This is a genomic window from Bacillus cereus group sp. RP37 (assembly GCF_040459695.1).
Lineage (GTDB): Bacteria > Bacillota > Bacilli > Bacillales > Bacillaceae_G > Bacillus_A.
The window spans coordinates 3,479,318-3,501,672 of the sequence record NZ_JARVHP010000001.1; the positions used below are offsets into that span (position 1 = coordinate 3,479,318).

Below are 22,355 nucleotides of genomic sequence, written 5' to 3' on the forward strand. Positions count from 1 at the left end.
ATGAAAAATACCATTATTTGTATTACGTGAAATTTTAACGCTACTTATGAACGAACAGCCACTTCTCTAACGAGTGGATTCTGTACCTGTACGTAAATTGCTTGTTCTAAAGGGTTACTTAACTCGTCGACATCGAAAAATCTCGTTAATAAATTTGCTTTACATGCCAACTTATCCTCTTCCAACAATTCTCTTAAAAAGGTAGAAGGTTCACGATTATAAGGAAGGAATGATTCAAGTACAGATCGTAATTCCGAGAGAAGAATTTCCTCTTTAATTAATCCAACTGTACCAAATCCGTTAATGAGTCCAAACATATGGTTGAAAATTAAGTAGTAACGCAATCTTTCATCTACAATATAGTCGTCATATAAATTCCCAGTACGTTCTCCAATACCAGCTAACTCATTATTAAGCATCTCTTTCATTGAATTACAGAAATAAAACCCTTGATTATCACGGAAATAATATTTTACTGGGTAACCGTCCTTTAGCTGAACAACACTATTTTGCTGGTGAGCTTCTAATGCAACACCATAACGTAAGTACATCCATACCATCGGCTTTAAAGAAATATTCATATATCGTCTAAACCACTCTAAACTTACTTCTTCGCAGCTTCTATTTTCTATAGCTGCTAGTTTATGAATAATATTCGATAAACGAGTACGTTCTCCAGGTATAGCGTCTTGAACTAGTCCAGCAATTAATGTAGCATCATTTGCATGTTCGCTATAAAAAGGATTCTCTCGTATAATCACTTCAAATCCGGATTCTTCTGCTCCGTAATTTAATGTAATAAATGCTGGATCACAAATAAAATCAAAACCTGGAAACTTTTCTAACACTTCACCAATTGCTGTATTTAGCATGTTCTTTCCTTCAATACCACTCTCTAATTCCCTCAATTTATTAATGCGCATTGAATTTGTTACTTTTACTGGAAATGAAAACTTAAGCATATATTTTGAGTGAGGATGATATAACGTCCTAAGTGATGATGTTGCCATATAATACTTACCGGCAGGACCAATATATTCAAGTACGCCTTGATCTATCCAATCCTTTACGTAAGATTGGTGTAATAGCCATTCTGCCTGAAGCGGATGAATTGGGATTAATGAATATTCATCTTCATTACAATACTTCGCTATAAATTCCTTACTAATCAACTCATCACTACGCAACTCTTCTTTTAGAATTACTGTTGTAGAATCTAATAATAATGATTTTTCATTTACTATATTTTTATGTGCCCTAAAATAATGAAGCTGACATTCACCTTTTAATTCTGGAGAATACATTGCACTTTTCCATTCCAATATACCTTGTCTACTCTTTGGGGTTGGATGCGTTAAATGTCCAAATAATAAAGATTGCTCCGCCTCTATAAAGGATGTATGGAAACCGTATAATGCAGATGTATCTTCTATTCTCTCTTTTGTAAATTCTTCAATATTTTTACAACTGCAGATAACTCGAAGCATAAGTTCAGCAGGGTTTGTACCATCTCCATAGTTCATAGACATTTCTTTTATTAAAAACGTAATAACAGTAACGTAATCTGCTTTTATAACATTCTTATTTTCTCCCATTTGATAGTAAAATTGTTCTCCAAACAAATGACGATCTGTCGGTGATTTATATATAACCTCTCCGTACAAAGTAATGTTTTGTGCCAATAGCCGACAACATAAATATGTGGGGACTGTATCTCTATTCAACGTATTACTGAAGATACTTTCCATTCTTTCATCCTCTGTAATCCATTCTCCACTCCCTGTTTCTCTTAAATAACAGTTTAAAAAGCTTTGTAATGTTGCATGTTCTGCGATTTGTTTCGCATGCTGCATGTTGGTCCTCCTCTTTATATTAAAGCTATCGAAATTTTATATAATAACCGATAATTGAATGTCGTTATCAATTATGATTCTAATTGATAACGATATTCAATTCAATAGTATATTTCAGAATTTTTTTATCTGATTTAATTTTTCTTTTTTTCTATCTTTTCTTTAATCTAGTTAAAAATACACTAAAAAATATTCTTGCTTTCAAACTAATTACCTACTATTTTTTATAAATCCATCAAAAAATGGAGAAAGGTATACCTTATTTGGTATACCTTTCTCCACTTTTTATTTACATAATATTATTATTTATACTAAGCTATATAACTGTCTGTATAACAAATTCAACTCTCTCCAGCAATAAGCTGTCTCTTCTACCTGTACTCTCTCTAAAAATTTTGTATCAATTTTTTCAGGATTAAATTTTTCATAAAACTTTTTAGAAGGATTATTCGTAACAACCCAAACTAAAAGTGATTGCATATCATTGTTTATACATTCCGATAATAAAGCTTGAAATAACTGTTGTCCTATTTTCATTCCTTGATACGACTGTAAAAGGTAGATCGCATATAATTCCCCATCACAATTATATGCACCGCTTCTTTCAACTCCCCCGTCAATGAATCCGATTATTATACCATCTAACGTCTCTGCTACAAATCTATATTGGGATTTATCTTCTTGTTGAAAAATGTTTTCCCATTGTTTTTCTCGTTGCTCATATGTTATATTTTCTAAAAATTCGTCAGCAAATATCCCTTTATACGTTGTTTTCCAGCTATCAACATGTACCTTTGCTATACCTGGTATATCATCTTTTATCGCCCTTCTAATATGGATTCCCATCATTTCTCCCCCTCGTTACTCATCATTATATCAATTCATTCCCTTAAAAATCCAAATAAAAAAAGAGTGCATTCACCTCACTCTTTTTTTCACAATTATCTACTTTCCACTTCAACTGAAACAACACGATCAATCTCTTTTAGTGAACTATATAACTCCGTCGTATACAAATTTTCCGGAGCTAAAATAACCATCTCCAGTTGCTGAAATGCTCCATTATCAATATCTTTAATTTTTACCCGTTTCACATGCATACCTAAATTTTTAATTTGCTTAAATATACCATCTAACTCATGATGCTCTTTTACTGTAATTTTTATAGATAAATCCTTTTGTCTTAATGAATACGGACCTGCAATTTTCACAAGTTGCGGAAGTACGTTAATCGCTAAAATAATTAAAATCATAGCAACCGTCGCTTGTAAATAAAAGCCCGCCCCAATTGCTATACCTAAAGCTGAAGCTGCCCACACCATAGAAGCTGTCGTTAATCCAGAAATAACGTCATTACTTCTTCGTAAAATAACACCTGCCCCAAGAAAACCAATCCCGCTCACAATTTGAGCAGCTAGACGCATTGGATCCATATTTGTATGCCCTGGAACAGAATATACATGTACTGATTCAATTGAAACCATCGTAATTAAACAACTTGCTACAGAAATAACCATACTTGTTTTCACACCAAGTGGTTTATTCTTTAGCTGCCTATCTATCCCGATGAATAATCCTAAAAAGAGTGCTAAACCTAATTTGAGTAAAAATTCATATGACATATTTCCATTCTCCTTACTTTACAATGTTTCCCTTAGAATAATTCACTATAACTCTTTTATGATATCAATTCCAGTCTTTTCTATTCATTTAACGTAAAAAACCGAAAAAACATTTATGACGATGTTTCTCCGGCTTTTTATTACGGTTAAGATTCTTCTTTATTTCTGATCTTTAATCTTAATCTCTGCATCTTTGTAGAATGCTAATTTACTGTCATTATACTCTTTTGTAAAATTGTTAAATTGCTCTTTTGATTTTTGTGTTCCCACAGTTAATTCATTAACAGCTTTAACTTTTTCACCAATCTCTTTTAATTTCGTTTCTTTTACTTTTAATTTTTCATACAGTTCTTTTTCAGTCGCTAACGCCTTCGTATAATTTTCATTCATCTTTTGGAATGCATCATAACGGTTTTTATACAACTCTTCTACTGCTTTCGCTTGTTTTTGTAACTTCTTATCTTCAAGCTTCTCTATATTTCCCTGAACAGATTTCGTTTCTTTATGAGCTTTTTCTAGCATTTCTTTCTCATTTTTCAATACTTTTTCACGGTCATCTACATTTGCAGTAGCTTGTTCTATTTTCTTCATAACAGCGTCATTATGATCTTTACCTTCTTGTAAAATTTGAGAATATAGTTCTTGACCTTCCTTCTCTAACTTCTCTAACTTCTTCGCTTCATCAACTAATGATTTTTCTTGTGTCGCCGCTGTTTCAAAAGCTGTATATAGACTTTCTTCTGGTTTTTCACCAAAACAACCTGTTAATAGTCCTACTGATAGTGCTCCGACTACTGCTACTTTTCCATACTTCAACGTTCATTCCTCCATTACATACGGTTATCATGCCAGAAATTCACTGGGAAGTGACTCTCTTCATGATAAGCTTCAAACTCATAACCCTTTTCTTTTAACCCTTTTAAAATTGCTGGCACAGCAGCAACTGATTGTGGGTGAATGTCGTGCATTAAAATGACTTCTTGTGGTTTTGTTGCATTTGTTAATACATTTTGAGCAATTTGTGCTGCAGCTGCATCAACTTGCATTTTGTTATATTTCCAATCTAAGGAATCAATTGTCCAATCCCATACTTTAAAACCGCCCTCTACCACTTTATTTCGAAGTCCTTCATTTAATCCAGGCATCGAACCGTATGGTGGACGTGTTAATTTAGGTGATTTTCCAATAATATTTGCGATTAAGCTTTGATCTTCTTTCATCTCATTTACATACTCACCATTTTTATATAGCTTTGCAAAATTATGTGTCATACTATGCATACCTACATAATGACCCTCTGCATTTTCACGTTTCACTAAATCCGGAAATTCTTTTACATTCGCTCCAATTAAAAAGAACGTCGCCTTCGCATCATGCTGTTTTAACATATTTAACAATTCAGCCGTATATTTCCCTGGGCCATCATCAAATGTAAGATAAGCAACTTTTCTTTCTTTTCCATTAAAACGACTTGGTGCCGTTTTATTCATTTCTACTTTCGGTTGTTCACTTGCAAGCTGTACTACGTTTTCTTGCTTTGCAACAGCCTTTGCTGGTGAAGTAATGGATTGAAACATGAAATACCCAATAGCTACTGCTGCAATCGCTATTAAAACGACTACTACTCGTTTAATTTTAAAAGCTTTTTCCATTCTATCGAATTCCTCTCCCTATTAATCTTATATATAAATCACCCAATATAATTATACATCTATTTATTTTATTACACTATATAAACAGACTTTATATGTATTATAATGGGAGTTTTATCAAAATGGTTGTACCTATTCCTTCTTTACTTATAATACCAAGTGTACCTCCATGAAGCTCTACCATTTTTTTAACGATAGCTAAACCAAGACCCGCACCTGTAATGTGGTTATTAATCTGGTAAAATGACTGTTCTATATATGGTAAATGCTCTTTAGCAATTCCAATCCCTTCGTCTTTCACCTTTATCACTGCTTGTCCTTCATTTTTGGTCGCTTCAATATATACTGTACCATTTTTATGTGAATATTTAATTGCATTTTGAACAATATTCAAGAAAATTTGCTTTAGCCTATTTCGATCTCCTATCAATTCAATTCGTTCTATAGTTTTAATAAATTGCATTTGCTTCTCTTCAGCGTTAGGAGTTAATTGCCAAATCGTCTCCTCTAGTATATCGTATAATTGCACCTTTTGTTTATATAAATTAAAATGATTTGATTGTAATCTTGAAAAATCTAGCAATTCTTCTACTAAGTGAATCAATCGGTCTGTCTCACCTGAAATAATTCCCATGCCTTGCTTTATCTCTTCTTCCGTTAAATGATCTACCGTTTTTAACGTCTCACTCCAACCTTTAATGCCTGTTAAAGGCGTTCGTATTTCATGAGAAATAGAAGCAATAAATTCATTTTTCATCTGTTCCGCTTTTTCTATTTTATCAGACATATGATTTAAACTGTGTGCTAACTCCCCTAATTCACCAGGATAATCCTCTTTAATTTTCTCCTTTAATATGCCTTCTGCAATTTGTGAAGAAGCATGAATAATAGATTCGATAGGTTTCACAAACGAATTTGCTAATCGTCTACTGATTAAGAATACAATTCCTGAAATAACAATACCTACAGAAATAGTAAACATAATAATTTCAATAATCTTAGCATTTACATGCGTTAATACAGTCGTATATTTTAAAACACCTATAGTTTGCCCTTGATGGATAAGTGGACTAATCACTTCCAATTGTTTCACATTGTCTTTCGTAGTAGTGACTTGATGATACATTTCTCCTTCTAGTAACGAATACGGAATAACTACTTTATCTTCTATCTTTTGTCCACTTGAAGATTGTATAACCGAACCATGCCGATCGATTAATTGCAATTCCGTTCCTTCTAATTCAAAACTACTAATGATGTCACCACTATATTCTTGCAAACGAATAAAGTATAACGAATTGTATTCAGAGAAAAATCGTGTACTCGTCTTCGCATGAGATTCTATATATTGTACAATGCCATTGTAATAATATCGATAAATAGAAACTGAAAATACTACTTCAAATAATACAAGCATAAGTATAATGACCGTCATAAAATATAAAGTCACTTTTCTTTTCATCTTATACTTTCCTTCCACACATATCCTTTTCCCCACACAGTAAGAATAAATTCAGGTTCTGATGGATTACATTCTATCTTTTGACGTAACCGCCTCATATTTACATCTACTACTTTTGTCTCACCTACATAATTCGTTCCCCAAATCATATTTAAAATCTCATCACGTGAAACCGGCTTTGAAGCCTGATTCATTAAATACTGTAATATCATATACTCTGTAGGGGTTAAATCAACTAATTTTCCACTTTTATATAATCTTTCTTCTATTATATTTAACGAAAACGGGCCAGATGTGATAGTATGTGCTTTTTCATCATGTACTTCTATTCTTCTTAATAACGATTGTATACGTGCAGTTAATTCCACTGGACTAAACGGCTTTGCTATATAATCATCTGCACCAATTCCTAGTCCTTGCACCTTATCTTCATTTTGTACGCGTGCGGTTAACATAATAATACCTATTTTTTTATTTTCTTCCCGGATTGCTTTACAAACTTGAAAACCATCAATGCCCGGTAACATTACGTCAAGCAGTGCTACATCTACAGAATGTTCACGTAAAATCTGTAACGCCTCTTCTCCAGTACTAGCTTCTAACACATAAAATCCAGCACGTTTCAAATTTAAGACGATAAAACTACGAATAGGCATTTCATCTTCTAAAACTAAAATTGTTGGCATCATTTCCACCTCCCTACTCTTGTTGATAATCCGCTAGCGGCTTTACATATTTTTTCACTTTTTCAAATTGCGGTTGTTTCGGTACAGCGTATACGTGAGAAGCTGTTTTAACTGCTGCATCGTATCCTTTTATTTTGAACCATTCTTTTCGCTTAAATATATGAACTTCAAGCCATAGTTCATTTGTACTTGTCTCCAAAAACTTTTGAGAATTTAATTCCTTTTGCTCATCTGGTATCGTAATTTTTCCTATTAACTCTTTAGGAATTTTCACATAATACCCTTTTTCTATATCGATATATCTTTCTTCAATTGGTTTAATTCCAGATTCACTCCACTGTATGTAACGTTCAAAAAGCAAACTATCACCATGTGGTTTATCCTCCCAACCTTTTGGACGTACAGTACGAACAAATTCAATAATGCCGTCTTCATTAACATCTTTACTTTCTACAACATATTCATTGAACAAATCTTCTTTCCCATCTATAGGTAATACCTCATAATGATCCTCATCAAATTTTGCTACATACGTTATACCTGAATGAGCCCCAGTTCCCGCATCAATTACAATCGCCTTTAATGACTTAGAAATACGTCCCATTTGTATTCTTTGAATGCTATTTATAAATGGATCGAATGACACTTCAGATAAAGTCTTAAATTGTTCAATGAACTCAACTGTCAACTTCTCATCTTTTTCGTACGTAACAAGACTTAAATCTTTCAATCCATTTTTATTTAGATCCTCTATGAATAACTTCGTATAATTTCGATTATATATTTCCTTCATATCGTCATTTTCTTCTGAAAAAACATACATAACATGTTCTAACGATTCACGATCTAGAGAGATTCCTATTAACAACTCTCGCTTCCCGTTCCCTGTAAAATCACCGACTTCAACGATATCTACATCTCCACCATCAAATCTATGTGTGGACTTTTCTTTCCAACTATTCAAGTTTTTTTCGTATACAGCTAAATATACGCTGTGATCTTCATTCGGCAATTTATAAAATATGATGGCTTCTTTCTTATTATCTTGTTTAAAATCCATTGACCAAATCATCTGTTTATCTTTATTAGACATTGGAGTAAGCAATCGATAATTAACAGGCAAATCTTTATCAATTTGCTCTTTTAGTTCATTAATCCATTTTTCATTGGCAGGAGCTTCCATTAAATTTGTTGGAGCTTCAGACATTTTACATCCAGTCAACATAAAAATGATTCCCATAATGCCTATCCATTTCTGCATATGATATCTTTCCTTATTACAGATTTTAATTATTTCTTTTTACTTTTTGCTTCTCCAATATTCTCATACATATGAGTATAATTTTTCTAAAATAAAAAATCGTTACAGAAAAGTTACAAATCCATTCCGGTCAACTATCCCCACTGAGATGAAACGTTTCAGTGGGGGCTTGAGTTAGAACGCTAGGTCTTTTCGTCTATCGCTAGACAGTTGACGCTCTAGCATTCATGCCACCTTACGGTAACACCCCAAGTATGTTTTTGGTTGGTACTGGCAACAAACTATTGTTTTCCCACTTGCACCACCCTTTCGAAAAAGAGCAATTCTTCCTTATGGAAGAAGCCACCACTCAGATGAATCCGGCGTGTGCTACAAGCCCCGACAAGTCGAGTACACATGGATGGTTGACGCACCCACTAAGCTATGCTCGAAGCAACAGCCTTACGTTTTTGCACTTCTAATAGAATCGGCGTTTTTACTTTAAGAGTTTCATCCAATTGTACCACTCTTGATTTTTGCAATGTATTCAACGCACCATTCATATCAGCGTGGATACATGTTCCTGCTTTACTTTGGTACAGACCACGAGTGATTCGTTTGCCACTAAAGCGATAATGCGCCCTATCTTCCTTAGACCAAACTGGAACCGGATCTTTGTCTAGGAAACTGGCTTTTGAAGTATAGCTTTCTTCTTGTTTCAAAAATCGGATGCCTTCTTTTACACATTTATTCTCAATTGCTGCAAGCAGTTTATGAAATGGGATTTGAACAAATGTTTGATTATTCTTTTTTCCCATATCAGATTTTTGTTTCCAACGAGCGTTATATCCTACGACAACCGTATCTATACCCAATGCTTTCACTTTTTTGAACAACAGACCTACAGTTTGTGAAATGTAACCGTTTATTTGCCTTTCCCGTTTATGCCAAAGTGCAGCCATTTTATTCGTTACAATACGTTTTGAAATTCCATTGTCCACATTTTTCTGTTGTAGATTACGTATCATTTTGTTGAAGTAATGGTTAATGGATTTTAGTTTTTTTCCATCAATTAAGAATGTATCACCTGTATTTGTCACGCAACTTACTAATCTGTCTACACCTAAATCGCAACTCAAAGCGTTACTCGTAGTCGTGGATTGTTTCTTCATTTGAGAAACGTGCATTTCATATGTGTAATGCACCTCAAAGAACCGACCTTTTTGCTTCGGTACAATCTCAATGTAGGAGATTTTTTTATTTCTTACATTTTTAGGCATACGTATTTTAATGGAACCGAATTTTTTTCTGAATGCAACATTCATCGGAATTATCCAATACCCGTTATTATCCACTTTTGGAACTTGATAGATTTCAATAATTCGTTTGTCAGTTGAACGAGAATAATTCGGAAACTTAGGACGTCCTGTGAACTTCTCAGGATTTCCCTTCCACTTTTCCAACGCTTTAAAAAAGCTCTTTACTTCTGCATATAAGGCTCTACGAATTGCTTGAACAGAGTTTGATTGCATGCCCCAGTAATTCATATCGGCTTGCATAGCAGTGTCCACTTCTTTTACAGTAGCCGTTTTATTATTATTCAAATAACTTTGTTTAATCGTGTACAACCCAACATTTCGCAATGCTTTTGAACTATGTGACATGCGTTGCAGTAAGCGGAATTCTTTTGCAGTCAGGCAAGCTCGTCCGATATTTTGTTTCTGCGTGAAACGTTGCATAGTTTCTCTTTTCTTTTGTTTACGTAATACTTTCACTGCTTTCTTTCTAGCCATTGTTTTCACCACCTTTCTTAGAGAGTTCATTAAAATTATTTTTCACTCAAGTAACCAAATGATGATTATTATCCAATTTCGTTGTCTTACAATATATACCCTCCTTATATACGACAGATTATATCGTAAGACAAAAGAAACAAACATTCGCCCTGAAAAATTGTTATGAACGAAACAAAAGAGTTCAACCTACCTTTTGACGGCAATTCATCTCCACCTGAATTGTTGGGTTTCACCCGTAACACAAATCAGATGGAGTCTTCTTTCCAAAAGGGATAAAAAAAGATTGGCAAAGGCCAATCTTTTTTTTATTATTCATTTCGAACTGGTTTTGGTGTTACACCTAAATGCTCATTTAATTTTTTTGAAATATCTTTTACATTTTTTTCGTTTGGAATGTAATAATAAATACCTCCGATACGTTTATCCGTACCTTCTATTTGCATTTTTTCCATTTCTAAATTAGATCCTGCCATATTTTTTGTAATCGCAAGCATATCATCGAAAGTTAAGTTCGTTTTCATATTTTTATCAACCGCATCAAGTAAAGAACCCATTTTGCTAATTGATTGGACAGACATCGCTTTTTTTGCAATTGCTTCTATTACAAGTTGTTGTCTTTGTCCACGCATTGCGTCACTATCAATTTTACGCGTTCTTGCAAGTGCAAGTGCTTGTTCTCCATTTAAATGTTGGAAGCCTTTTTCTAAATGAATCATACCCGCTTGGTCTTTACTATCTTGTTCTGTGAAAGTAACTGGTACATCAATATCAATACCACCAAGTGAATCGACAATTTGTACGAATGATTCAAAGTTAAACTTCACATAATAATCAACAGGAACATTTAAGAACCTTTCCACCGTATCTCGTGTACTTTCAACACCACCAAATACGTGTGCATGTGTAATTTTATCTAATTTCTTTCTAGATGGAATATAAACACGTGAATCACGCGGAATACTTACTAATTTAACTGATTTATCATCTTTATTAATTGTTGCTAATAAAAGTGCATCTGTTCGAACGGCTTCACCATATTGACTTTTTCGCATTTCACTACCGTCTACACCCATAATTAAAATAGAGATGTTATCTTTTAAAGGTTCAACTTCTTTATCACGCTTCGATGACTTATCAATTTGTGCATATGCATCACTTACCACTGCTTTTGCTTTATTATATATTAACGACCCATATCCTACTCCTCCAAAAACAAGTAAGAAAAATGGAATTATAATGAACCATTTTATTGATTTTCTTTTAGAACGTTTTTTACTACTTCTCGTATTTTGTTCTAATTCAGAGCTCATATCCATTCGCCTCTCTTTCACTTTCCCTAGTATAATGTATGTCTAGTAATCTTCATATTGAATTTCCTTTCAATTACCTTACAATTTTGTAAGGTTACTTCATAAATCCAACATATATCCCATTTCACATTATACTCTCGTGCTTATTTTTGGCAAGTCACTATTTTCCAACTTCAAATATTTAACACTTCGCAATATCTGAAATTAAAGATTTATAAATTCATTCATTTCGAATCGTTCGATTTCCACCTAAAAAAATCAGCAAGAATAAAGAGCAAAATTAGTAATGCAATAATAAATTTCATATTATTATTTCTCAAGCGGTGTATACATTGTTTTCTTCCCATCATTATAAATGAAAGCGGATTTTGCTTTTAGTTTCGTCTTATCTATTTCTATCTCTTCATTTGAGAAATTCACAATAATTTTAATATCTTTTCCATATGAAGCAGATTGGACTAATTTATCTTCTGACAAATATGCAAAGTTCGTCATTTCTTCTTTTACTGCCTTTGCATGAACTTCATTCCAAACTTTCAGATGCTGTGTAATTTCTTGTTTATGCTTATTCCATTCTACTTCATCTAAATGGTACAACGGAGGAACGTTATACAACAATTCGTATAACATACGGTTTCCAACCTCATCTTTTACTTTCAAACTTCCCCATTCCCAGTGGTGCGTTGTAATTACAGCATCATTGTATACTAATTTATATAATGGTACTGAATATACAGGATTTAAATATACTTGTTTATACTCTTCTTTTAACGGTACTTGTTTCGCATATTTTTCTGGAACATTTTGATTCGGCGACCAATATCCACCCACATAATACGGACTGGTTTTGTTTTTCCTCATATCTTCATCGTCCCATTTAATAACTGGCGTTTCAATGCCGTGAGCAAATGCAATCGTGCTACTTGCAAAATCATTTCCTCCTTCAGAACCAACTACCATACCTTTTTCTTGCGCAATATAATCCATTCGTTGTAACCTTGCTTTTAAATCTTGTTCTTGTGTCGTTATATGTTTGGCCGAATAGTCATCATAAATTTCACCTGTTGCATCACAATCAATAAACCATGAATTGTATTTAGGTCCATTTTGTAATATATCGTTCATTCGTTCTTTTACACTAGGAAGAGATAAAATTGGATTTAATTTTCGCCCTCTACCTAAAAACCCTTGCACCTTTTCTCCATTTTTCTTCGTCACAGTTGCCTCTTCATATAACGATGGATCAGTAAAAGAAGCTGTATTCCAATTTTTATCAGCTTTTTCGTGAATAGAATGGTAAGAATCATACGGACCAACTAAATATCCCATTTTCTTAGCTTCTGTCACGAAATCAGGCTGCATATACCCTTGCTCCCAGTTCGGCAATCCAATCCATGCATTGTCTATTCCTGCCGCTTTCATTTCCTTTATAATATCCGTTCCATCTGCCTTACCCCATTTACTTACTTCTTCAACCGCATCACCGAGCACTGACTTTAATACATGCTTATTTAAGTTATATAACTCCATCTTTGATAAATGATCTACACCTTTGTTTAATAACTCACTAGCCTTCTGATCAACTTTCGGGAAAATATCTTCTTTATACAACTCCTTCATTGATAATACTTCATTTACATAACGCAAAATAACATTTTTTTGGTACTTATCAATGAAATCTTGTTTACTTACTTGATCAAATACAATCAGTTCTCCAGACTCCGAACTATTCTTTTGAATAAGCTCTTTTATATGACTAAACACAGGACTATTTATTTGCTCTCTTATCTTCGGCCAATTTACATTACTTTCTGATAAGCCATTTTGATTCCAAAAATAAAAATGAGCTGCGCCGTAAAGCTTTTCTATCTCTTTATTTTTTCTAGCCTTTTCTTGTAATGTTTTAAATTCACCTTTTCGAGCGATATTGTCTTTATATAGTTTAGCAATACTTACTACATCATTATTTGTCACATATACTTGAAATCCATATGTTTTATTTTTATTTATACGCGGGAATTCATGTATAAACTCAAATCCTATTTTCGGATCCGAATGAAATTTCAATTCATTATTAAATATATTGTTCGCAATATATACAATCGAATATTTCGAACCATTTAACGCGAAAAATTTCATAGAAAATGATTCAGCAAATGAATATGCATCATCCTTTAAAAACTTCTTCCATTTTTCATCATTACTCGGAATTTGCTTCCCTTCCCATAACGGAAGTGTATAATTTTCAGCTTGTACTTTCGGCCACGTAAAGCTTTCTGCACCAGTCGATTCCACTTCAATATTTAAGTGATCTTTTTTCTTCTCTAGATTCACTTTTACTTTTTGATCTGGATATTCCCAAGATGTACGATCCTTATCTTTTTTTACATTCGACACCTTCATTTTCGGCAAGGGCTGTGACGCCAGTTCCTTTACGCCATCATGTTCTACAGTTAACGTGAAAGTCTCTGGATTTACATCGTAAGTGAACTCTTTATACGTCGCTTTCTTTATTTTAGACTCTTGTACAGCATTGCTACCTTTTACATCACACCCGACTAAAGTCGAAAATGACATCGTTGTAAGAAGACATATTGCTATCATTTTTTTCATCTTCTGCACCTCCACCACTGAATATACAGGGGCTTTGTTACAGGAATGTGGCAAAAAAATAAAGCCAGCATAACGCTAGCTCTATTTTGAGTCTTAAAAATAAGTGTATATGGACTACTATAACCTGCTTAAAATATATGTAGTACAATATCGTGTTTTTTCATCCTCACTACTTATAAAAGCAAATAATTCAAAACTTTTACATGCATTTCTTAACTAAAAAAATAAGTGTATATAATATATCCTAAAACTAGCACTAAAATTACTAGCGCTGTACCTTTCCAATTCATACCACCCGCCATATCAACTGGACTACCTGTTTCAGCTCTGTTGAGTCCATCTTTTAAAGAACCGGTAGGATTATTTTTCAATTCACTTTTCCTTATGCGTTCTCTTTTTTCTTCTGGTGACTCTTTCTTCATACAATCACCTCCAAAATTAATACACGCTTTACTAAATTATACATTATTACTCTTCTTTTATATGCCAACTGAAAAGATATTTACAACGTAAAGAAAGCTAGCGATGCTAGCTTTCTTTATAATCCAATATGTTCTTTCTTATTTACAGTAATCCCTCTATGATCAATTTCTAGCTCACACACTTTCATAGACGTAAATACTCTCGCTAATTGCTTAGCAATTTCTTGACGTTTATCATATGGCGTTAGTATAAAAATAGATGGGCCTGCACCGCTAAGCGCTGTACCGTATGCTCCAAACTCTTTTGCACATTTACGAATAGATGGTAATAACGGTACAAGTTCTAAACGATACGGCTCGTGAAAATGATCTCTTTCCATCATTTCACCTACAACTTTCCACTTCTTTTGACAAAATGCAGCTACTAATACATTACTTATCGCACTAGCCTTAACTGCTTCATGAAACGGAAACATATCTGGTAATACAGATCGGCTTTCATCTGTATTTAGCTCTTCATTTGGGATAAGAGAAATTACCCCTAATTCCTTACTTTCAATTCTTACAACCGAAACATTCTTTCCATCAAGTGCCCCGATTACAGTTCCCCCTAGAATGGAAGCAGCAACATTGTCTGGATGTCCTTCAAAATTTGTAGCAATTTGAACCTTTTGATCAGCTGTTAAGTTCAAATTACCAAGTTGATTCGCAAGCTCTATCCCTGCTACAATTGCTGAAGCACTACTTCCTAGCCCTCTTGTTAGTGGGATATTACTAGTAACTTCTATTATATAAGGTGATAAAGAAGGACTTACTTTACATGCCGTGCTAACGATTAAATTTTTATCGTCTGTCGGAATCGACTCTTCAAAGGAATGGATTACTTGCCATTTATCAGCTTTCTCTTTTACTACTACATTTAAATACAATGACAAAGCTATTCCTACTGAATCAAATCCAGGTCCAACATTCGCTGTACTAGCAGGAACACGAATACTTAATGGTATCACGACATAATCACCCCTTTAATATGCTCTTTAATTTGTTCTATATTATTTGAAACACTTGCAATGTCTAATGTATTAGAAGAGATTGCGATATCAGGATCTTTCAAGCCGTTTCCAGTTAAAACTGCAACAACTGTTTCTCCTTTTTTGATTTTTCCAGATTGAACATGTTTAATTACGCCTGCTAATGAAGCATTTGATCCTGGCTCAGCGAAAACCCCTTCAGTTTTTGCTAATAATCTATACGCATGTAATATTTCTTCATCTGATACCATATCTATTTCACCTTGAGACTGTTCGGCAGCCTCTACCGCATACGACCAACTTGCGGGGTTACCGATGCGAATCGCTGTTGCAATTGTTTCAGGTTCTTCAATGATATGTCCTTTTACGATTGCTGCTGCTCCTTCCGCTTCAAATCCGTGAATTCTTGGCTTCTTATAGCCTTTTTCTTTCTCATATTCACAGAAACCTTTCCAGTATGCTGTAATATTTCCAGCATTCCCAACAGGAATCGCTAAAACATCTGGTGCACTTTGTAACTGGTCACAAATTTCAAACGCTGCTGTTTTTTGCCCTTCAATTCGGTAAGGATTTACTGAATTAACTAATGTAATTGGCTCTTCCGCAGCAATATTTCTTACAGCCTTAAGTGCATCATCAAAATTCCCTTCTATTGAAATGATTTCAGCACCATAGGCGACTGCTTGAGCTAATTTTCCATGTGCAATTTTCCCTTCTGGGATTACGATAATACATTTCATTCCGAGGCGTGCCGCATATGCTGCGGCCGATGCTGATGTATTACCTGTAGATGCACAAATAATTGCCTCCGAACCTTCTTCTTTCGCCTTTGCAACTGCCATTACCATACCACGGTCTTTAAAAGAACCTGTTGGATTCGCTCCTTCGTACTTACCGTATAACTGAATCCCTAATTGTTTTGATATATTTAATAACGGAATAAGAGGTGTGTTTCCTTCCATTAAGCTCACATCAGGTGTGTTTTCATTTACCGGTAAATAAGAAGCATATTGTTTTAATAGTCCTTTATACATATTGTTTTTCCTCCTCAATAATGTAATAACTGTTTATTTCACTCGCGACATCTTCTATCGCTCCTATTACTCGTTCAAATTGATATTTTGAAGTTTGATGTGTCACAACAACGACTTCTGCAAGTTCACGATTTAAAGGTAATTGAATAACTTCTTTTAAACTTACAGAATAATTAACGAAACATTCTGTTATTTTTTGCAACATCCCAGGTTCATCTCGTAATGAAATACGTAAGAAATACTTCGAAACGACTTCTTCATCCCCTTGTAACTCGTATGGCTCTGGTTCTTTTAACACACTTTTATTTTTCTGAACTTGATTCATATTTTTAACGATTGAAATAATATCACTTACTACAGCAGAACCAGTCGGCAATTTCCCAGCTCCAGGTCCGTAAAACATTACTTCTCCTACTGCTTGACCATGAACATATACTGCATTAAATTCATTATTGACATTCGATAATGGATGATGATTTGGTAAAAGAGTCGGTTCTACACTTAAATGAATGGCTGATCCTTGTTTCTCTGCTTTCCCAATTAATTTCATAGTAAACCCTAACTTTTCAGCCATTTGTAAATCTTCTTTTTCGACCTTTCGAATCCCTCTTACTTGCACATCATCTAAAGAAACATTCATTGAAAAACCTAAGTTTGCAAGAATAGCTACCTTTCTCGCTGCATCTAGTCCATCTACATCCGCTGTTGGATCCGATTCTGCAAAACCTAATTTTTGCGCTTCCTGTAAAGCCTCTTCATACGACCAGCCATTTTGACTCATCTTTGTTAACATATAATTTGTTGTACCATTTACAATTCCCATTATTTTTTCAATTTGATCTGAAGCTAATCCGTCTGTTAATCCTCTTAACACCGGAATACCACCCGCTACACTTGCTTCATAACATAAATCACAATCATTATCGTTCGCCAGTTGAAGAAGCTCTGCACCGTATACAGCCATTAAATCTTTATTTGCTGTTACGACATGTTTCTTATTTCGTAAAGCCTTAACAATATGCTGTTTTGCCTCTTCAATTCCGCCCATTACCTCTACTACAATATCAATATTTGAATCATTTAGAACTTCATCGACATGACTTGTTACTACGATTCCATCAATGCAAACATCACGTTCTTTTTCTAAGTCACGTACAACGACTGTCTTTACCTTCACTTCATACCCTGTATCAAGTGCAATTTTTTTATAATGCTCTTTCAAAATATGGACAACACCACTTCCGACCGTACCTAAACCTAACACTCCAACATTAATAACATTATTCATTTTCTAATCTCCTCCTAAAAGTTTAATTGTTACACCTATAAATCACCTTACTCTGCTTTTGGGTCATGCAGGTGGTGGTTATTTCCGTACGTACGAATCGTTTCATGTTACAGCACCTCCTTTCAAAGTAATAAAAAAACACACTCATCCCTAGGAAAGGGACGAATGTGTTTTCGTGGTTCCACCCTTGTTCCAATCTAGACGTATTCCCTCCTAGATTGCTCAAGTTCAGATAACGGCTGATACCGTCAATAATTACTAGATTACTCGTTCACTATTGAAGTTCAAAGGTGGTAAAATCATTTCTCGTGTTAGGAAGCTCACACCCTTGGCTTCCCTCTCTGTAAACCGTAAAAATGATTTCTTGTCCTTATCGTTACTTTTTCGTTCATGTTTATTTGTTAACTCATTATACTCGCATAAAAAACAAAATCAATACTATTTTTAAATTATTTTAAATTTTCAATCCTTAATTCCATAAAAAAACACACTCATCCCTAGGAAAGGGACGAATGTGTTTTCGTGGTTCCACCCTTGTTCCAATCTAGACTGATTTCCCACTAGATTGCTCAAGTTCAGATAACGGCTGATACCGTCAATAATTACTAGATTGCTCGTTCACTATTGAAGTTCAAAGGTGGTAAAATCATTTCTCGTGTTAGGAAGCTCACACCCTTGGCTTCCCTCTCTGTAAACCGTAAAAATGATTCCGTGTCCTTATCGTTACTTTTTCGTTCATGTCTATTTGTTAACTTATTATAGTTACCAACTTTTTAAAAAGCAAGCCTATTTTTACTAACTATTTTCAAAATCATTTTTTATTATATTTCACAATAACATTTTGCAATTGCCACTCGATTTACCTATTTTGTTATTTTTCTAGTTTATAAATCAACGGTTCATATATAAATATACCATTCTAAAACGCGTAGATATCCATCTTCCGAAACTATATTAACAAAGTTTTTTAATACAATCTTTTCGTATAACTTTCTTCTAAAGAACGTGCAACATCTTCTTCTGAAGCATTCACTTTTGCATGCTCCAGCAACATTTTTGCTGCTGAAGGTAACTCCTTTTTATTTAGCCATGACTCTGAATCCCACATTTTTGAACGAATAAAAGCTTTCGCGCAATGAATATAGCATTCCTCTATTTCAACAACAATTCCAAGTAACGGATTGCGTCCATTTGCCTGCATTTCTTGCAAAATTTCTTCCTCGTTTGTAATGAATGCTCGGCCGTTTATTCGGAGTGTCTCCCCAAGACCAGGGATCAAAAAGAGTAACCCTACGTGCGGATTTGAAATAATATTCAAAATGGAATCTATACGACGGTTGCCTGGTCTTTCTGGAATGATAATTTTATTATTATTTAATACGTATACAAATCCAGGTGCGTCTCCTCTCGGCGAAGCATCACACTCTCCTAATTTATTTGCAGTAGATAATACTAGAAAAGGAGATTTAGACAAAAAATCTACGCAATGGTGGTCTAGTGATGAAATAACTTTCTTTAACGCTCGCTCACTTGGTTGCCCCAATATTTCCCGTAATTCTTCCTCTGTTGAAATAATCGACTTTATTTCCTTACTCTCTATCCCCACGTATAATCACTCCTTTTTCTTTATTTTCCCAAAATTCAATACAAATATTGTATAATAAAATTTGCAGAAAGGGGAATTAAAATGACAGAGTGGTTAACAATATTTGATACTGAAAAAAATATACTTGGGAAGAAATTACGTGATGAAGTACATCGTGACGGTGATTGGCACGAAACATTTCATTGCTGGTTTGTAGAAAAAGATGCTGAAGATATGTTTTTATATTTCCAATTACGCTCTAAAAATAAAAAAGAAGCTCCGAATATATGGGATATTACCTCAGCTGGACATATTATGCATGATGAAGAAGTAGACATGGGCGGTCTTCGTGAAATTGAAGAAGAATTAGGGCTTTCCTTTCAAACTACTGATTTAGCATACAAAGGAATATTTAAAATAGATTATGAAATTTCAAACCTTACTGATCGTGAATTTTGTCATATGTATTTTCATAAAGTAATACAACCACTACCATTTGCACCAGGTGAAGAAGTAGACGATGTGATGAAAATACATGCAACTTCTTTTTTACAACTATTAAAAAGAGAGATTTCATCTTTAACGGCTATTTCTGTTTTAAACAATAAACCGATAATGATAACTTTTGAAGATATTTACCCTTATGACCTTCAATATTACGAATTTGTTGTTGAACAAGGAAAAGAATTGCTAAAAGATAATAGTTTATAAAAAACGGACACCCGGCTTAAATAAGATGGGTGTCCTATTCTTTATCCTGCTATTTGCTTGGCGATGGCTAATAATCAGTGGATGATTGACAAAACCCGACTGATTTACATTTCACTTTATTTTCTCTCTTTCGATGTTTGGAACATACTTGGTAGCGTTACAAAGCGTGCCCCTTTCGTTTTTAACTGCGGAATAATTTTGTCTAGCGCCTCTACAGATCCTTGCAAATGCCCGCCTGGAGTGGAATGCTGCAGTATGACACTACCTGGAAATGAATTCCCTAACACATTATTTGTAATCGTATCAGCGCTTACTCCTTTCCAATCAACCGTATCAACACTCCACTGTACAATCATAAAATTTTGCTCTGTCGCCCACTTCAATTGATTTTCAAGTATTTCACCGTACGGCGGACGTATAAACTTCGGTGCATAACCAGCTAAACGATTTAATATTTCTTCTGTTTTTATAATTTGATTACGATACTCAGCATCATTTACTTTCGCTAAATTTGGATGGCTGTACGTATGATTACCAATTACATGCCCTTCATTCGCAATACGCTTTACTACATTCGGAAACTTTTCTGCATTTTCACCGAGCAGGAAAAAAGTCGCTTTTACATTATGTTGTTTTAACTTATCTAAAATTTTCGGCGTAAATTCTAAATCTGGTCCATCATCAAATGTAAGAGCAACTTCCGCTTTATTGTACGGTCCTGAAAATGCATAAGCATATTTTTCGACCCACGAAAATGGTGTCCACGATCCACGATCTTCTTTCATTTGTACTTCATAGTTTTGAGGGATATATACGTACGGCAATGAGCTTATATTGTCTCCATAATAAAATGAATGATATGGCATATAAGCATACGAAACATCTCGTTCTAGTCCCCATTGATATGGAGCAAACATTTCTGGCGAATAAAAATAATACATGATAAAAACCTCCCTAAAATTTCATATGTGATTCATCTGCACTTTGTTAGAGAAATTCTTATTCATAAACAAAAATAAGACTGTCCTTAATTAGGACAGTCTTATTACTCATTAAAACTAATAAATTACTTTACTATCTCTCAGTAATGTTCTCACATGTTTTAAATAACTTGTCACTCTGTCATCATCAACTTGCGGATATTGATATCCATAAGCGTTAGCAAATTCGTTCGCAACTTTCCTAAACATATCTCCCATTACAAAAAATGACTCCCATATGTTTTCATATTCAGCATTCGAATAGGTCCTTTTAAATTGCTCCCACATATCTTTTTCAATATATTGCTCAAAATGCTTTCCAAACTTCCCTGCATTAACTGTAAATTCTGTTTTCATACCAATATGCCATTCTAGCATTACGATAAACATATCTCGCACCGGACCATCAAGCATTCCTTTCGCATAAGAAAGTTCCTCTCTCCATAACCCTTTTGCCACATTCGTACTACACCACCAAAATTCATTACAGCAATCCAAAAACTCTTTTTCAGTAGGCTTTTTTATTAAGTAATCCCTATCGCTTGCTGGTGGAAATTCATCCATACAATCATCTTTATCAAGAAGACGTTTACTTAAACTATCTTGCCCAACGAATGTATCTATCAAATCAACTGGAACTAACGTTAAATCGATTCGGTTCCCATCCATAAACTGCATTAAATACGGAAATTTCCCGTCTTCGTCTGCTGGAAGTAACGACATTTCCTCCGGCATTTGTACAATCATTAATTCTCCAAATCTATGAATCCAATTATGATTAGACGTAAAAGATTGTATATCTCTTACCACATAAATAATATCATAATCTTGAAAACAATCTCTTTTCACATTTGGATTTACACGTGATCCATTCATGATAACTGCTCGAATTCTTTCATCCTCTTTTGCTGTATTTATAATTAAGTCTAGCATTTCTTTTTCAGTTCTCATCTATTCCTAACCTCCAATTTTTATACAAACTTATATTGTTATGTATGTTGGAGGTCCACGAGCTAACTGTGTTGTACACGATACATGTTATAATTTTTGAAACATCTTTTTCATTTTCT

General features: G+C 34.1%; 19 protein-coding genes and 2 other annotated features. Of the genes, 1 reads left to right on the forward strand and 18 read right to left on the reverse strand.

Annotated elements, in window-relative coordinates:
- Nucleotides 1-44: 44 nt before the first annotated feature.
- From QCI44_RS18460 to QCI44_RS18535, 16 genes are all read right to left on the reverse strand, one after another.
- Nucleotides 45-1,853 (reverse strand): IucA/IucC family protein, encoded by a 1,809-nt coding sequence (locus tag QCI44_RS18460; RefSeq protein ID WP_353811390.1) that lies wholly within the window; start codon nt 1,851-1,853, stop codon nt 45-47.
- A 306-nt stretch (nt 1,854-2,159) separates the two neighbouring features.
- Nucleotides 2,160-2,699, reverse strand: a complete 540-nt coding sequence (locus QCI44_RS18465) for a GNAT family N-acetyltransferase (protein WP_016088280.1) — start codon at nt 2,697-2,699, stop codon at nt 2,160-2,162.
- A 95-nt stretch (nt 2,700-2,794) separates the two neighbouring features.
- Nucleotides 2,795-3,475 carry an MgtC/SapB family protein gene (locus QCI44_RS18470; RefSeq protein ID WP_016088281.1) on the reverse strand — a complete coding sequence of 227 codons (681 nt, stop codon included), beginning with the start codon at nt 3,473-3,475 and terminating at the stop codon, nt 2,795-2,797.
- A gap of 159 nt (nt 3,476-3,634) precedes the next feature.
- On the reverse strand, nt 3,635-4,291 hold the full coding sequence (locus QCI44_RS18475) for a YkyA family protein (protein ID WP_098486444.1): 657 nt from the start codon (nt 4,289-4,291) through the stop codon (nt 3,635-3,637).
- A gap of 14 nt (nt 4,292-4,305) precedes the next feature.
- Complete coding sequence (locus QCI44_RS18480; protein WP_016088283.1) at nt 4,306-5,127, reverse strand: peptidoglycan-N-acetylglucosamine deacetylase; 822 nt, start codon at nt 5,125-5,127, stop codon at nt 4,306-4,308.
- Nucleotides 5,128-5,227: 100 nt separating this feature from the next.
- Complete coding sequence (locus QCI44_RS18485) at nt 5,228-6,589, reverse strand: sensor histidine kinase (RefSeq protein ID WP_016088284.1); 1,362 nt, start codon at nt 6,587-6,589, stop codon at nt 5,228-5,230.
- Nucleotides 6,586-7,275, reverse strand: coding sequence for a response regulator transcription factor (locus QCI44_RS18490; protein WP_033659669.1), 690 nt, complete (start codon nt 7,273-7,275; stop codon nt 6,586-6,588). Before QCI44_RS18490 ends, QCI44_RS18485 begins: the two co-directional genes overlap by 4 nt.
- Before the next feature lie 13 nt (nt 7,276-7,288).
- Nucleotides 7,289-8,536 (reverse strand): hypothetical protein, encoded by a 1,248-nt coding sequence (locus tag QCI44_RS18495; protein ID WP_016088286.1) that lies wholly within the window; start codon nt 8,534-8,536, stop codon nt 7,289-7,291.
- Between the two features lie 416 nt (nt 8,537-8,952).
- A complete protein-coding gene (locus QCI44_RS18500) occupies nt 8,953-10,308 on the reverse strand; it encodes an RNA-guided endonuclease TnpB family protein (protein ID WP_098486445.1) in 1,356 nt (451 codons plus the stop codon).
- 311 nt (nt 10,309-10,619) lie between these two features.
- Complete coding sequence (locus tag QCI44_RS18505) at nt 10,620-11,621, reverse strand: LCP family protein (protein WP_016088288.1); 1,002 nt, start codon at nt 11,619-11,621, stop codon at nt 10,620-10,622.
- A gap of 309 nt (nt 11,622-11,930) precedes the next feature.
- On the reverse strand, nt 11,931-14,234 hold the full coding sequence (locus QCI44_RS18510) for a glycoside hydrolase (protein WP_016134196.1): 2,304 nt from the start codon (nt 14,232-14,234) through the stop codon (nt 11,931-11,933).
- A gap of 212 nt (nt 14,235-14,446) precedes the next feature.
- On the reverse strand, nt 14,447-14,656 hold the full coding sequence (locus QCI44_RS18515; RefSeq protein ID WP_016134195.1) for a DUF6366 family protein: 210 nt from the start codon (nt 14,654-14,656) through the stop codon (nt 14,447-14,449).
- Nucleotides 14,657-14,772: 116 nt separating this feature from the next.
- The gene (gene thrB / locus QCI44_RS18520) at nt 14,773-15,666 is read right to left on the reverse strand and encodes a homoserine kinase (RefSeq protein ID WP_016088291.1); all 894 of its coding nucleotides are present in this window, start codon (nt 15,664-15,666) and stop codon (nt 14,773-14,775) included.
- Nucleotides 15,663-16,721 carry a threonine synthase gene (gene thrC / locus QCI44_RS18525; protein WP_016134194.1) on the reverse strand — a complete coding sequence of 353 codons (1,059 nt, stop codon included), beginning with the start codon at nt 16,719-16,721 and terminating at the stop codon, nt 15,663-15,665. The genes thrB and thrC overlap by 4 nt, the downstream gene beginning before the upstream one ends.
- A complete protein-coding gene (locus QCI44_RS18530) occupies nt 16,714-18,009 on the reverse strand; it encodes a homoserine dehydrogenase (protein WP_016134193.1) in 1,296 nt (431 codons plus the stop codon). Before QCI44_RS18530 ends, thrC begins: the two co-directional genes overlap by 8 nt.
- 154 nt (nt 18,010-18,163) lie before the next feature.
- Nucleotides 18,164-18,395: a binding site (T-box leader), on the reverse strand.
- Nucleotides 18,396-18,510: 115 nt separating this feature from the next.
- Nucleotides 18,511-18,742: a binding site (T-box leader), on the reverse strand.
- A gap of 234 nt (nt 18,743-18,976) precedes the next feature.
- Nucleotides 18,977-19,615: a pyridoxamine 5'-phosphate oxidase family protein gene (locus tag QCI44_RS18535; protein ID WP_016088294.1), complete on the reverse strand. Its 639-nt coding sequence runs from the start codon at nt 19,613-19,615 to the stop codon at nt 18,977-18,979.
- Between the two features lie 81 nt (nt 19,616-19,696).
- Here QCI44_RS18535 and QCI44_RS18540 point away from each other — a divergent pair, with 81 nt between their 5' ends.
- Entirely contained in the window at nt 19,697-20,305 is a 609-nt protein-coding gene (locus QCI44_RS18540) for an NUDIX hydrolase (RefSeq protein ID WP_016088295.1), read from the forward strand.
- A gap of 116 nt (nt 20,306-20,421) precedes the next feature.
- Here QCI44_RS18540 and QCI44_RS18545 read toward each other — a convergent pair whose 3' ends face one another.
- Together QCI44_RS18545 and QCI44_RS18550 are read right to left on the reverse strand one after the other, a co-directional pair.
- Nucleotides 20,422-21,246 carry a peptidoglycan-N-acetylglucosamine deacetylase gene (locus QCI44_RS18545; protein ID WP_016134192.1) on the reverse strand — a complete coding sequence of 275 codons (825 nt, stop codon included), beginning with the start codon at nt 21,244-21,246 and terminating at the stop codon, nt 20,422-20,424.
- Between the two features lie 117 nt (nt 21,247-21,363).
- Nucleotides 21,364-22,236 (reverse strand): aminoglycoside 6-adenylyltransferase, encoded by an 873-nt coding sequence (locus QCI44_RS18550; protein WP_016134191.1) that lies wholly within the window; start codon nt 22,234-22,236, stop codon nt 21,364-21,366.
- Between the last annotated feature and the right edge of the window lie 119 nt (nt 22,237-22,355).